This is a genomic window from Brevundimonas sp. (genome assembly GCF_035627475.1).
Lineage (GTDB): Bacteria > Pseudomonadota > Alphaproteobacteria > Caulobacterales > Caulobacteraceae > Brevundimonas.
This window is the reverse complement of record NZ_DASPLR010000022.1, coordinates 49,503-62,728: the sequence shown is the minus strand read 5'-3', so window position 1 is coordinate 62,728 and position 13,226 is coordinate 49,503. Positions and strand designations below refer to the sequence as shown.

Annotated in this window: 13 protein-coding genes; 8 read left to right on the top strand and 5 right to left on the bottom strand. The window is 70.2% G+C overall.

The window, feature by feature from the left end:
• Nucleotides 1-45 precede the first annotated feature (45 nt).
• On the bottom strand, nucleotides 46-1,050 hold the full coding sequence (gene cobS, locus VEA62_RS05505; RefSeq protein ID WP_324819437.1) for a cobaltochelatase subunit CobS: 1,005 nt from the start codon (nucleotides 1,048-1,050) through the stop codon (nucleotides 46-48).
• Nucleotides 1,051-1,173: 123 nt separating this feature from the next.
• On the opposite strand from cobS, the gene VEA62_RS05500 reads away from it, so the two are divergent.
• The 4 genes from VEA62_RS05500 to VEA62_RS05485 all read left to right on the top strand — a co-directional run bounded on the left by VEA62_RS05500 (nucleotide 1,174) and on the right by VEA62_RS05485 (nucleotide 5,027).
• The gene (locus VEA62_RS05500; RefSeq protein WP_324819435.1) at nucleotides 1,174-1,800 is read left to right on the top strand and encodes a TetR/AcrR family transcriptional regulator; all 627 of its coding nucleotides are present in this window, start codon (nucleotides 1,174-1,176) and stop codon (nucleotides 1,798-1,800) included.
• The gene (locus VEA62_RS05495) at nucleotides 1,797-2,786 is read left to right on the top strand and encodes an HlyD family secretion protein (protein WP_324819433.1); all 990 of its coding nucleotides are present in this window, start codon (nucleotides 1,797-1,799) and stop codon (nucleotides 2,784-2,786) included. Before VEA62_RS05500 ends, VEA62_RS05495 begins: the two co-directional genes overlap by 4 nt.
• 197 nt (nucleotides 2,787-2,983) lie before the next feature.
• A complete protein-coding gene (locus VEA62_RS05490) occupies nucleotides 2,984-3,898 on the top strand; it encodes an ABC transporter ATP-binding protein (protein ID WP_324819592.1) in 915 nt (304 codons plus the stop codon).
• A gap of 1 nt (nucleotide 3,899) precedes the next feature.
• A complete protein-coding gene (locus VEA62_RS05485; protein WP_324819431.1) occupies nucleotides 3,900-5,027 on the top strand; it encodes an ABC transporter permease in 1,128 nt (375 codons plus the stop codon).
• Here VEA62_RS05485 and VEA62_RS05480 read toward each other — a convergent pair.
• Entirely contained in the window at nucleotides 5,024-5,452 is a 429-nt protein-coding gene (locus VEA62_RS05480; protein ID WP_324819429.1) for an organic hydroperoxide resistance protein, read from the bottom strand. The two genes, VEA62_RS05485 and VEA62_RS05480, sit on opposite strands and share 4 nt — an antisense overlap.
• Nucleotides 5,453-5,502: 50 nt before the next feature.
• Complete coding sequence (locus VEA62_RS05475) at nucleotides 5,503-6,174, bottom strand: J domain-containing protein (protein ID WP_324819427.1); 672 nt, start codon at nucleotides 6,172-6,174, stop codon at nucleotides 5,503-5,505.
• Nucleotides 6,175-6,219: 45 nt separating this feature from the next.
• Between VEA62_RS05475 and VEA62_RS05470 the strand changes: the two genes are divergently transcribed.
• From VEA62_RS05470 to VEA62_RS05455, 4 genes are all read left to right on the top strand, one after another.
• Complete coding sequence (locus VEA62_RS05470; RefSeq protein ID WP_324819590.1) at nucleotides 6,220-6,522, top strand: BolA family protein; 303 nt, start codon at nucleotides 6,220-6,222, stop codon at nucleotides 6,520-6,522.
• A 103-nt stretch (nucleotides 6,523-6,625) separates the two neighbouring features.
• The gene (locus VEA62_RS05465) at nucleotides 6,626-8,443 is read left to right on the top strand and encodes an ATP-binding protein (RefSeq protein WP_324819425.1); all 1,818 of its coding nucleotides are present in this window, start codon (nucleotides 6,626-6,628) and stop codon (nucleotides 8,441-8,443) included.
• A gap of 137 nt (nucleotides 8,444-8,580) precedes the next feature.
• Complete coding sequence (locus VEA62_RS05460; RefSeq protein ID WP_324819423.1) at nucleotides 8,581-9,063, top strand: RcnB family protein; 483 nt, start codon at nucleotides 8,581-8,583, stop codon at nucleotides 9,061-9,063.
• 67 nt (nucleotides 9,064-9,130) lie between these two features.
• A complete protein-coding gene (locus tag VEA62_RS05455; protein WP_324819421.1) occupies nucleotides 9,131-10,822 on the top strand; it encodes a cisplatin damage response ATP-dependent DNA ligase in 1,692 nt (563 codons plus the stop codon).
• Here the strand turns inward: VEA62_RS05455 and pdxA are convergent.
• Nucleotides 10,811-11,818 carry a 4-hydroxythreonine-4-phosphate dehydrogenase PdxA gene (pdxA, locus tag VEA62_RS05450; RefSeq protein WP_324819419.1) on the bottom strand — a complete coding sequence of 336 codons (1,008 nt, stop codon included), beginning with the start codon at nucleotides 11,816-11,818 and terminating at the stop codon, nucleotides 10,811-10,813. The genes VEA62_RS05455 and pdxA overlap by 12 nt on opposite strands.
• Entirely contained in the window at nucleotides 11,815-13,152 is a 1,338-nt protein-coding gene (locus VEA62_RS05445) for a peptidylprolyl isomerase (protein ID WP_324819417.1), read from the bottom strand. The genes pdxA and VEA62_RS05445 overlap by 4 nt, the downstream gene beginning before the upstream one ends.
• Nucleotides 13,153-13,226 lie beyond the last annotated feature (74 nt).

Here is a 13,226-nt window from a genome sequence, read left to right as displayed (position 1 = left end):
TGATCTGGGTCCCGGCATTCGCCGGGATGAGCGGAATTTGGTATTCTAACCCACCTTCACCCGCGTCGCCGCCTCGGGGAGATCCTCCCCGAACGCGCGCTGGTAGAACTCCGCGATTGTCGGGCGCTCCAACTCGTCGCACTTGTTCAGGAAGGTCAGGCGGAAGGCCAGGCCGACGTCCCCCGCGAAGATGATCGCGTTCTGGGCCCAGGTGATCACGGTGCGCGGGCTCATCACCGTCGAGATGTCGCCGTTCATGAAGGCGTTCCTCGTCATGTCGGCGACGCGGACCATGGCGGCGATGCGGCGCCTGCCCTCGGCGTCGGACCACTCCGGCACCTTGGCGGCGACGATCTCGGCCTCGACGTCGTGGTCGAGGTAGTTGAGCGTGGTGACGATGTTCCAGCGGTCCATCTGGCCCTGATTGATCTGCTGGGTGCCGTGATAGAGGCCCGAGGTGTCGCCGAGGCCGATGGTGTTGGTGGTGGCGAACAGGCGGAAGAATTTGTTCGGGCGGATGACGCGGTTCTGATCAAGCAGGGTCAGGCGGCCCTGGGCCTCGAGCACGCGCTGGATGACGAACATCACGTCGGGGCGGCCGGCGTCGTATTCGTCGAAGACGAGGGCGATGGGGCGCTGGATGGCCCAGGGCAGCATGCCCTCACGGAATTCGGTGACCTGTTTGCCGTCCTTGAGGACGATGGCGTCCTTGCCGACCAGATCGATGCGGCTGACGTGGGCGTCTAGGTTGACGCGGACCATCGGCCAATTGAGGCGGGCGGCGACCTGCTCGATGTGGGTCGACTTGCCGGTGCCGTGATAGCCCTGGACCATGACGCGGCGGTCGAAGGCGAAGCCGGCGCAGATGGCCAGCGTCGTTTGCGGGTCGAAGCGGTAGGCCTCGTCGATGTCCGGGACATGGCTGTCGCGCCCGGCGAACAGGGGCACGGTCATGTCCGAGTCGATGCCGAAGACCTCGCGCACGGTGGCGTGGCGGGTCGGCTCCAGCGTCAGCAGGGGATCGGGGGTGGCGTCGAGCGGGGAGGTCATGGGGCCTCCCTTAGAATTCCAGCGAGGCGGGGTCCAGCGGAGGCGAGGGCGCGGGTGAAATAACGGCGCTTTACAGCCGGGCTTCGGCGTCGTAATAACTGACTGGTCAGTCAGAGAGATGTGATGCTTCCCGCCGGTCAGCCCAAATTCCGCCGCCGACCAGCCGACCGGCCGGCTGAAATCCTGTCGGCCGCGCTGGAGGTGTTCGCCGAGCGCGGCTTCCAGGCGGCGCGGCTGGAGGAGGTGGCGAAACGGGCCGGCGTGTCGAAGGGCGCGCTGTACCTGTATTTCGAGACCAAGGCCGACCTGTTCCGGGCGGTCGTGACGGACGCCATCTCGCCGAACATCGCGCATGTGAAGGGGCTGGCCTCGGCCCCCGTGCCGTTCGAGGAGGCGGTGCGGACGGGCGTGGGCATGCTGGCCGGCAAGGTCGTCACGGACCGGCGCATCACCGGCGTCGTCAAGCTGGTCATCGCCGAGAGCCGCAACCACCCCGAGCTGGCGACCATCTGGCACGAGACGGTGGTCGAGCCGGGGGTGGAGCTGATCAGCGGGCTGATCGCCGCGGCGCAGGCGCGGGGCGAGGTGAGGGCGGGTGATCCGCGCCTGTTCGCCTTTGGCCTGATGGGCCCGATGGTCCTGTCGATGGTGTGGCGCGAGACATTCGAGCCGGTCGGCGCGCGGCCCATCGACGTGCCGGCGCTGGCCCGGCAGCATCTGGATACGGTCCTGAAGGGGATGAGGCCATGACGCGTCCGAAGCTGAGCCCCAGGCCGTTCGTGGCGCTCGGGGCCATCGCACTGCTGGCGCTGCTGGGCTGGCAGCTGTTCCTGCGCGGGGACGAGGCGCGGACCCTGACCGGCTATGTAGAAGGCGAGCGGGTCTATCTGGCCGCGCCGGTCTCGGGCGCGGTGGCGGCGCTGTATGTGCGCGAGGGCCAGCGGGTGGCGGCGGGCGGCCGGACCTTTCTGATCGACCCGCGGGTGCAGCGCGCCCAGGCCGACAGCGCGGCTGCGGCGGTGGGGGCGGCCGAGGCCCGGGCCGAGGACCTGAGAAAGGGCCAGCGGGCCGAGGAACTGTCGGTGTTCGACGCCGAGCTGCAGGCTGCGCTGGCGGCCGAGCGTGAGGCGGAGGCGGAGTACGGGCGGATCGAGCCGCTGGTGCGGCGCGGCATCTACGCCCCGGCGCGGCTGGACCAGGCAAGGGCGGCGCGCGACGCGGCCCGGGCCCAGACGGCGGCGGTGCGGCGGCGACGCGAGGTTGCGACGCTGGGCGCCCGGCAGGACGCGGTGGCGCAGGCCGAACAGCAGGCGCGGCAGGCGGCGGGTGGGCTGAACGAGGCCGAGGCGCGGCTGGGGCAGCTGGCGCCCACGGCGCCCGCGGCGGCGCGGGTCGAGGAGATATTCTACCGGCCCGGCGAATGGGCGGCGGCCAATACGCCGGTGCTGGCCCTGCTGCCGGACAGCGAGGTCAAGCTGGTGTTCTTCGTGCCCGAGGCGGAGATGGCGCGCTACCGGCCGGGGCGGACGGTGACCTTCCGCTGCGACGGCTGCGCGGAAGCGGGGCGGGCGCGGATCAGCTGGGTCAGCCCGCGGCCGGAGTTCACCCCGCCGGTGCTGTACAGCCGGGGCAGCCGCGACCGGCTGGTCTATCGCGTCGAGGCGCGGCCGGAGGGGGCGGCGACGCTGAACCCGGGCCTGCCGGTGGATGTGGATCCGATCGGACCAAACCCATGAGTGGGGGGCGCAAATCGACTCCCCTTCCCCTCGAGGGGGAAGGGGTTGGGGGTAGGGGTGGCGGCAGTCCGTTGAAGGAGGGGGCGCGAGAGGCGTCGTCGAAGGACGGCCTGGGCCCATCCGGACTCGCCGAGAAGCATCCTGCCTCCACCCCCTCCCAACCCTCCCCCCTCGAGGGGGAGGGCTCAGAAAAGGTCATCGACGTGCGCGGGCTGAACAAGTCGTTCGGGTCGCTGCATGCGGTCAGGGACTTCGGCATCACCGTGAACCGGGGGCGCATCTGCGGCTTCCTGGGGCCGAACGGGGCGGGCAAGACCACGACGCTGCGGATGCTGTGCGGCCTGCTGACGCCGGACAGTGGCGAGGGCACGGTGCTGGGCTTTGACGTGATGCGCCAGTCGCAGGCCATCAAGCGGCGCGTCGGCTATATGACGCAGAAATTCTCGCTCTACGAAGACCTGTCGATCGAGCAGAACCTGATGTTCACGGCGCGGGTGCACGAGCTGGACCGGCGGCGCGAGCGGGTGCAGGCGGCGCTGGACCGGCTGGGGCTGACGGCGCGGCGGGCGCAGCTGGCCGGCAATCTGTCCGGCGGCTGGAAGCAGCGGCTGGCGCTGGCGGCGGCGACCCTGCACGGGCCGGACCTGCTGCTGCTCGACGAGCCGACGGCCGGGGTCGATCCGGAAGCGCGGCGCACCTTCTGGGACGAGATCCACGCGCTGGCGGCGGACGGCATGACCGTGCTGGTCTCGACCCACTACATGGACGAGGCCGAGCGCTGTCACGAGATCGCCTATATCGCCGGCGGACGGACGCTGGCGCGCGGCACGGCGGACGAGGTGATCGACGCCTCCGGGCTGGTCACCTTCCACGCGGAGGGCGCGGGCGCGGATCGGCTGGCGCGCGAGCTGCGCGGCCTGGCAGGCGTGGAGATGGCGGCGCCGTTCGGGACGGTGCTGCACGTGTCGGGTCGCGACCGCGCGGCGCTGGAGGCGGCGATCCGGCCTTACCGCAAGCCGCCGCTGAAATGGACCGAGACGCGGCCGACGCTGGAGGATGTGTTCATCCAGCTGATCCACGACATCGAGGCCGGGAAGGGGAGGGCGGCCTGAGATGCTGTCCCTGACCCGGACCTGGGCCGTGATGGCCAAGGAGTTCGTGCAGCTGACGCGCGACCGGCTGACCTACGCCATGATCCTGGCGTTGCCGATCGTGCAGCTGCTGCTGTTCGGCTATGCGATCAACGACGATCCGCGGCACCTGCCGACGGCGGTGCTGGTTCAGGACAACGGCGGCTTCTCGCGCTCGCTCCTGACGGCGATGAACAACAGCGGCTATTTCGACATCAGCGTGCAGGCGCGCAGCCAGCGGGAGCTGGACCGGGCGCTGGAGCGGGGCGAGGTGCAGTTCGCGGTGGTGATCCCGGCCGACTTCACCCGGCGGGTGGTGCGCGGCGATGCGGCCCAGATCCTGGTCGAGGCGGACGCGACCGATCCGTCGGCGACCTCCGGCGCGGTGGCGGCGCTGGCCAGCCTGCCGACGCAGGCGCTGGCGCGGGACCTGACCGGACCGCTGGCGGCGCGGGCGCCCGGCGCGGCGCCGTTCGAGGTGGTGGTGCACCGGCGCTACAATCCCGAGGCCATCACCGCCTGGAATATCGTGCCCGGCCTGCTGGGCGTGATCCTGTCGATGACGCTGGTGATGATGACCTCGCTGGGCATGGCGCGGGAGCGCGAGCGGGGCACGATGGAGAGCCTGCTGTCGACGCCGGTGCGGCCGCTGGAGGTCATGGTCGGCAAGCTGGCGCCCTATGTGCTGGTCGGAGTGCTGCAGGCGGTGGTCATCCTGGTGATGGCCCGGGTGCTGTTCGACGTGCCCATGAGCGGCGGCTGGGTCGCGCTGGGCGCCGGGCTGATGCTGTTCATCGTCGGCTCGCTGGCGCTGGGCTTCCTGATCTCGACGGTGGCGAAGACCCAGCTGCAGGCCATGCAGATGAGCTTCTTCTACATGCTGCCGTCGATCCTGCTGTCGGGCTTCATGTTCCCGTTCCGCGGCATGCCGGACTGGGCCCAGGCCATCGGCACGGCGATCCCCGTCACCCATTTCCTGCGGGTGGTGCGGGGATCGCTGCTCAAGGGCGTGGGGCTGGAGAACGCCGGGCCCAGCCTGTTCGCGCTCGGCCTGTTCGTGCTGGTCGTCGGGGCGCTGGCGATGCTGCGCTACCGGACGACGCTGGACTAAACCGCCGTCAGCTTCACATCCACATTGCCGCGCGTGGCGTTGGAGTAGGGGCAGACCTGGTGGGCCTTCTGGATCAGGTCGTCGATGACCGACCTTTCCAGGCCGTGGTCGCTGACGGTCAGTTCGACATCGAGGTTGAAGCCCTCGCCGCGGGTGTTCTTGCCGAAGCCGATCCCGGCGGCGACCCTGGTGTCGGGGCCGACGGGCGTTCCGGCCTTGCCGCTGACCAGACGCAGGGCGCCGAGGTAGCAGGCCGCGTAGCCGGTGGCGAACAGCTGTTCGGGATTGGTCCCGTCGCCGCCCTTGCCGCCCATCTCGGTGGGAACGGACAGGCGGACGTCGATCTTGCCGTCGTCGGTGGCCGAGCGGCCTTCGTCGCGGCCGCCTCCGCTGGCGGTGGCGTGGGCGCGGTAGAGGACTTCCATGGCAAGGCTCCTTCGAGGGGAGCCATACCTAGGCGCCGCCGGCGCGGAAGCTAGGCCAGGCCGGCCTTCTTCAGCGTCTTGTAGGCCTTGATGACGTTCTGGAGCTTGGCCTCTGCGCCGCGATCCCCCTTGTTGAGGTCGGGGTGGAAGCGTTTCAGGAGCTCGTGATAGCGGGCCTTGATGGCCTTCCTGTCGGTTCGGACACCGAGGTCGAGGTCGGCGAGCGCGGCCCGCTCCAGCTTGCCGAGGCGCAGGTCGTCCTGGCCGTCGGGGCCGACCTGTTCCCTGGTGCGCCGGCCGAACAGGCCGAAGCTGTCGCGCCAGCTGCCCGCGCCCGTGGTGTTGGACGTGCCGAGCTTCGAGGCGAAGGCGGCGGCCTCGCGGGTGAATTTGCCGGCCTTCATCTCCCAGGTCGGGCGGCCGCCGGTCATGGCCTCGTTTTCCTGGGCCGCGCGAACCTCGCCCTCGGTCATGCCGGCGTAGAAATTCCAGCCCTTGTTGTACTCGCCGGCGTGTCGCTGGCAGAAGTCGTAAAAGTCATTCAGCCGCTCGCGCGACTTGGGCGCGCGCGCCGTCGCGGCCTGGCGGCAGTCCGGCCACTGGCACGGCTTCTCGCCCGGCTTCAGGTGCAGGACGTCGGCCTCCGCCGCCTCCTCTTCGGGGCGGGGCGGCTTGACCCGCATGTCCTTGAAGCGCGGCTTGTATTGAAAGGCGGATGACATCGCACGAAGTGTAGGGGCGAATTGGTCACCAACAAGGACAAGCGCATGCCGGAAGGCCCGATCGCGACGATTATTCGCGAAAAACTCACGGCGGGGCTGTCGCCGGTCCGTCTGGAAATCGAGGACGACAGCGGGCGGCACGCCGGCCATCATCACGAAGGCGGCGTCGACGGCCGCGCCGGCGGCGAGAGCCACTTCAATGTGACGGTGGTGGCCGCCGCCTTTGCGGGGCAGGGCCGTGTGCAGCGCCAGCGGGCCGTGAACGACCTGCTGCGCGACGAATTGGCGGGGCCGGTCCATGCCTTGTCGATCCGGGCCCTGACGCCGGACGAGGCGGGTGCGGCCTGACTCCGTTCAGCGATCGGTTGTGGGCGAAATCTCAGCGTTCATCTCGTCTTAGAACGTTGGCCATAGCGTTCGCGGCGGGAATGTTCGGAAGCTGGGGCGCGCAATGGTCGAATCCGACGGAATCAGCAAGCCAGCCAACGGCGAACCGGGTTCCGGCGAAGCGGCCCAGGCCCTGCGCGCCATCCTGCAGACCCAGTATCTGCGCTATCTGATCATTTCGAGCTGGGCCGTCGGCCTTCTGGCGGTGGTCGGGCCGGTCGCCTCGGCCCTGTGGTTCTTCGGCACGATCGCCGCCGGCGCCCTGCGCGGCGCGGTGGAGAAGCGCATCAGCGAGCGGGTCGGCGCCGGCTGGGGCCTGATCTTCCCGGCCGTCGCCACGGCCACCACCGCCGCCTGGGCCACCGCGCCGCTGATGGCGTGGTTCTCGGGCCACCCGTTCGGGCAGCCGCTGGCCATGACCCTGCTTGTCTCGGGCTATGTGCTGGTGTTCGCCCAGTTGCGCAGCTCGCCGAAGCAGGCCGTGGTGATCTCGTCGCCCTATGGGGTTTCGGCCGCCGTGATCGCCGCCTCGCTGTGGGGCACCGATCTGTTCTGGGCCTTCATGGGGGTGGTGCCGTTCACGGCCGCCGGCCTGGTCGTGCTGGTGCTGATGACCATGCTTCGCGAGGAGCGGATTCGCGCCTTCCAGGAGCACCAGGCCCATCTGATCGAGGAACTGGAGTCCGCCCGCGACCGCGCCAATGCGGCCAGCGAGGCCAAGTCCAGCTTCCTGGGCGTCATCTCACACGAACTGCGGACCCCGATGAATGGCGTGCTCGGCGCGGCCCAGCTGCTGGGCGCGACCCGGCTCGAGCCGACCCAGCGGGAGTATCTGTCTATCATCCGCAACTCCGGCGACAACCTGCTGAGCCTGCTCAACGACATCCTCGACATGACCAAGATCGAGGCGGGCAAGATGACGTTCGAGATCGTCGACGTGGCGGTCGATGAACTGCACAAGCGCGTCACCGGCCCGTTCCAGGCCCAGGCCGAGGCCAAGGGCCTGACCTTCTCGGCCCGTTTCGAGGGCGAGGCCCCCGCGGTCGTGCGCGGCGACCCCCTGCGCGTCTGCCAGGTGATCCACAACCTGCTTTCCAACGCCGTCAAATTCACCGACTCGGGCGAGGTCTCCTACACCGTCCGCTCCGAGCGGGTCGCCGACGACCGGGTGCGCTTCGACTTCGCCGTGAAGGATTCCGGCGCCGGCATTTCGCCCGAGGATCTGGCGCGCCTGTTCCAGCCGTTCACCCAGGTCGACGCCTCGTCGACGCGCCGTTTCGGCGGCACGGGGCTGGGCCTGACCATCTCGCGGCGCATGGCCAACATCATGGGCGGCGACATCTCTGTGGTGTCGACCGTCGGCGAAGGCTCGACCTTCACCTTCAGTGTCGAGGCCGAAGTGGTCCAGTGGACCCGCGAGGAGGCCGCCGCGCCGATCGACGCCGAGATCGAGGACGGTCGCTCGCTGAACGTGCTCGTCGTCGAGGACCATCCGGTCAACCGGATGATCCTGGAGGCGTGGATGAGTTCGGCCGGCCATACCTCTTCGACGGCGGAGAACGGCCAGATCGCGCTGGACATGGCGGCCGGCCAGCCCTTCGACCTGATCGTGATGGACGTGAACATGCCCGTCATGGACGGTCTGACCGCGACCCGCGGCATCCGGGCCGGAGGCGGCGCCAATGCGGAGACGCCCATCGTGGTCCTGTCGGCCTCGGCCCGCACCGAGGATCACGCGGCGGGTCTCGACGCCGGGGCGGACGCCTATCTGAACAAGCCGATCGATTTCGCAGCCCTCGCCCAGGTCATGAACCAGGTCGGCGGCGGCCGGGCCGCGCTGCGCGCGCTGGTCGAGGACGACGAAGAGGTGCGGGCGGCCTGACCTGCGCGACGCGATAGCGTTCGGAAGGCGACGGCGATGTGAACCGCGGGTGAGCACGGCCGTTCAGACCCGGCTCAAGCCGGCGGGACCAGGGTGCGGCCAAGTCGAAATCGTTCGGCCGCACCCGGAGACACCCCATGAACAAGGCTCTCACCGCCGCCCTCGCCGCCACGCTCGCCCTGAGCTCGGTGGGAATGGCTTCCGCCGCCGAAGCCCAGTCGCGCGGCAACCACGAACAACGCCAGGATCGGCGGGACGACCGTCGTGAAGATCGTCAGGACCGCCGCGAAGACCGTCGCGAGTGGCGTCAGGAGGCCCGCGAGGACCGCCGCGACGCCCGCCAGGACCAACGCGCCTACGCCCGTTGGCAGCAGTCGCAGCGGCGCTACAACGCCGGCCGCTACCATGCTCCGCGCGGCTACCAGGTCCGCACCTGGTCCTACGGACAGAGGATGCCGTCCTACTACCGCTCGAACCAGTACGTCGTCAGCGACTACAGCCGCTACGGCCTGCGCCAGCCGCCCCGCGGCTACCAATATGTGCGCAGCGGCGACGACGTGGTCCTGACGGCTGTCGCGACCGGCCTGATCACGGCGGTCATCGCCGGCCTGTTCAACTAGGCCAGGGCGATCCTGAAGCGACGCCCCGGGAGGAGACTTCCGGGGCGTTTTCGCGTTTGAAGGCCTGATGCGCGCCTTCGCCGAACTGCTGGACCGCCTGTCGCTGACGGCCTCGCGCAATGCGAAGCTGGTGCTGCTGAGGGACTATCTGCGGACCACGCGGGATCCCGACCGGGGTTGGGCCCTCGCCTCGCTGACCGGAGACCTGACGTTCGACGCGGCCAAACCGGCGATGATCCGCAAGGCCGTCGAGGCGCGGGTCGACCCGATCCTGTTCGGATGGTCCTATGACTACGTCGGCGATCTGGCGGAGACGGTGGCGCTGATCTGGCCGCGCGACCCCGGTCACCGCGCCAATCGCGAGCCGGAACTGGGCGAGGTGGTCGAGGCGCTGCGCACCGCCGGGAGGGGGGAGGTCGCGGGGCTGCTGGAAGGCTGGCTGGACGCGCTGGAGCCCAAGGGCCGGTGGGCGCTGCTGAAACTGATGACCGGCGGCCTTCGCGTCGGCCTGTCCGCCCGGCTGGCCAAGACCGCCGCCGCCATGGTGCGGCCGGAGGCGGTCACCGAGCCGCCCGATCCGGATGGAGGGGAAGAAGCCGTGGCGCTCGAACCCGTCGACGTCCCGGAAATCGAGGAGGTCTGGCACGCGCTGAGCCCGCCCTACGCCGATCTGTTCGCCTGGCTGGAGGGGCGTGGCCCACGCCCGGACGCCGACGCGCCGGGCCGGTTCCGGCCGGTGATGCTGGCGGTCGCCATCGACGAGGCGGTGGATTTCGCCAGGCTGGACCCGGCCGAATACGCCGCCGAATGGAAATGGGACGGCATCCGGGTGCAGGCGGTGCGCGAGGGGGGGACGGCGCGGCTGTATTCACGCACGGGCGACGAGATTTCGGGCGCCTTCGGAGACGTGATGGCCGGACTGGCGTTCGAAGGGGCCGTGGACGGGGAACTGGTGGTCTGGCGCGACGGCGGGGTGGCTCCGTTCGGCGACCTGCAGCAGCGGCTGAACCGCAAGACGGTCGACGCGAAGCTGATGGCGGCCTTTCCGGCGGCGATCATCGCCTACGACCTGCTCGCCGCGGACGGCGAGGACCTGCGGCCGCTGGCGCTGCGGGAGCGGAGGGCGCGGCTGGAGGCGCTGGTCGCCGGCGGGGGAGGGGAGCGGCTGCACCTGTCGCCGATCGTGCCCCATGACAGCTGGGACGATCTGGCCGTCCTGCGCGCCGATCCGCCGGTGGGGGCGGCCGCCGAGGGGCTGATGCTGAAGCGCTGGGACAGCCCCTATGTGGCGGGGCGGCCGAAGGGGCCCTGGTTCAAGTGGAAGCGCGACCCGCATGTCGTCGACGCCGTGCTGATGTACGCCCAGCGCGGGCACGGCAAGCGATCCAGCTTCTATTCGGACTACACCTTCGGCGTCTGGACCGAGGAGGGGACCCTGACCCCTGTCGGCAAGGCCTATTTCGGCTTTACCGACGAGGAACTGAAACAGCTCGACAAGTTCGTCCGCGACCACACGGTGGAGCGGTTCGGCCCGGTGCGCTCGGTTCGGGCCGGGCGCGATTTCGGCCTGGTGCTGGAGATCGCCTTCGAGGGGCTGAACCGGTCGACGCGGCACAAGTCGGGCGTGGCCATGCGCTTTCCGCGCGTCAGCCGCATCCGCTGGGACAAGCCGGCGCGCGAGGCGAATACGCTGGACGACGTCATGGACCTTCTGGATGCACTGGAAAGCAGCGGCGGGCGAGTCGCCTCAGCCGGCTGATTGACGCGCAGCCGCCATCTCTCCCGCCAGCCGGAGCGCCGCGATCAGGCTGTCCGCCCGCGCCACGCCCTTGCCCGCGATGTCGAACCCCGTGCCGTGGTCGGGGGAGGTGCGCACCACCGGCAGACCGAGCGTGGCGTTGACGCCGCCCCAGAAGTCCAGCGTCTTGACCGGGATCAGCGCCTGGTCGTGGTACAGGCACAGCACCGCGTCGTAGCCGGCGCGGGCCTCGTCGTGGAACAGGGTGTCGGCGGGCAGGGGATCCGTGATCGCGACGCCTTCGCCTCTCAACGCCGCCGCCGCCGGCATCAGCACCTCGATCTCCTCCAGCCCCAGGGCGCCGCTCTCGCCTGCGTGCGGGTTGAGCGCCGCCAGGGCCAGCCGGGGTCGGGCAAGGCCGAAATCCCGCCGCATCGCCTCGTTGACCACCCGCGCGGTGCGCATGATCCGCTCGGCGGTGACCAGCTCCGGGACCTCGGCCAGCGCCACATGGATGGTCACCAGACAGGCGCGCAGATCCTTCGCCGTCAGCATCATCACCGGCCCCCGCGTGCCGGCGAAGGACGCGTCGGCGGTCAGTTCGGCGATAAATTCGGTGTGACCCGGGAAGCGGAAGCCGGCGGCGTAGAGCGGAGCCTTGGCGATCGGGGCGGTGACGAGGCCGGCGACCTCGCCCGCCATGGCCAGGTTGACGGCCTGCTCGATCCAGTCGGCGACGGTTCCGGCGTTGGCCGCGTCGGGCTGGCCCGGGTGAACCGGCGCGGGCAGGGGGGTGTCAAGCACGGGCACGGCCCGGCGAAAGGCGCCGGCGGCGTCGGACGGCGCCGCCACCGCCTGCACCGGCACGCCCTGGGTGCGCATCAGGGTCGCGTCGCCGACGACGGCGAAGGTCGGACCGCCGCCGTCCCTGAGCGTGGCCCAGGCGCGGGCGATGATCTCGGGTCCCACGCCCGCCGGCTCGCCCATGGTCAGGGCCAGCGGCGGGCCGGCTGTCACTGGCGGTACTCGATCAGGGCGTCGGCCCGCAGGTCACGCATGTAGCGGCGCGCCAGGTTGGCCAGATTCTGGCGGAACAGCTGGTTCTCGATCACGCGCGGATCCGGAGCCTCGATCCCACCGGCGCGGCGTCCGCACACGGCCAGGAGATGCAGGCCCAGCGGGGTGCGAACGGGGGTGCTCACCGTCCCGACGGGGGCTGACCGGGCCACCTGCTGGAACTGCGGCGCGAGGTTCTGCACGTCGGCCTCGCCCAGGTCGGCGCCAAGCAGGCCCTGCTCGGATGTGGCCCGCTGCAGCATGGTATCGCACGTCAGCTGCGGCCGGATGGCCTCCAGCCGCTGCGCCGCCGCCGCCACCTCGGCCTCGCTCGCCGTCTCCGGCAGTTCGACCATCACCTGCTTCAGCTGGACCAGGCTGGCGGCGGTCCCGTCCCGCTTGTCGCGCATGTAGATGATGTAGACCCCGCCCTCGACCGGGATCGGACGGGACAGCTGACCCACCTCAAGCTGGTCCATCGCGGTCTGCAGGATCGGATTGACCGTGCCCGCGACAACCCAGCCGGCGTCGCCGCCGCGGGAGGCGGAGGGGGCGGCCGAAAACTGCTGGGCCACTGCCTGGAAGGGCGCGCCCTGAACCATCTGCTGGACCAGTTGGGCGGCGCCGTTCATCGCCGCCTGTTGGCCTCCGACGCGGGCCGCCTCGATGTAGATCTCTCCGATCAGATACTGCTTCTTGGAGGCGGCCTCGGAAATCTGCCGCATGGCCGCGTCGACAGCGCCCTTGCTGACGCGGGCCCTGCCCTGGAAGCGGCCGCCGACCAACTGTTGCCAGCCGATCTGGGTGCGGACCTGCTCGCGAAGCGTCTGCGGCCGGATGCCGCCAGCCTGCAGATAGGACAGATAGGCCTGGGGAGTCGCCCCGACCTCCTGGGCCATGGCCGCGATCTCCTGGTCGACTTCTTCGTCCGTGACCTTGAGGTCTTCGTAGTTGGCCAGTTCCTGCACCTGCAGGCGCTCGTCGATCAGGGCGTTGAGCGCTTCCTGCTGGATGGCCGGGATGTTTTCGGGCGTCGGCTGGACCTGGGTCATGGCGATCAGCAGCAGCATGCGCTGGCGCAGGTCGAAGCCGGTGATGACGCTGTCGTTGACCGTGGCCAGAACCCCTTCGGCCATCTGGAATTGCGGGGTCGGCGCAGGCGCGGCCGGCGGAGCCTGCCCGGCGGCGGGGTTCAGCGTGCCCGCCGCCGCCGGGGGAGGCGGGGTCTGGGCCACGGCCGTTCCGGCCAGGAGGGCGGCGATCGCCACGCCCGTCAAGTAACGCTGAAAACGCATGTCAGTCCTGGTTCCTCAAGCGGCGCCGGTTGGTCCGAGCCGGTTCTGGCGACCTTCGCGCAACCGAAATCGCA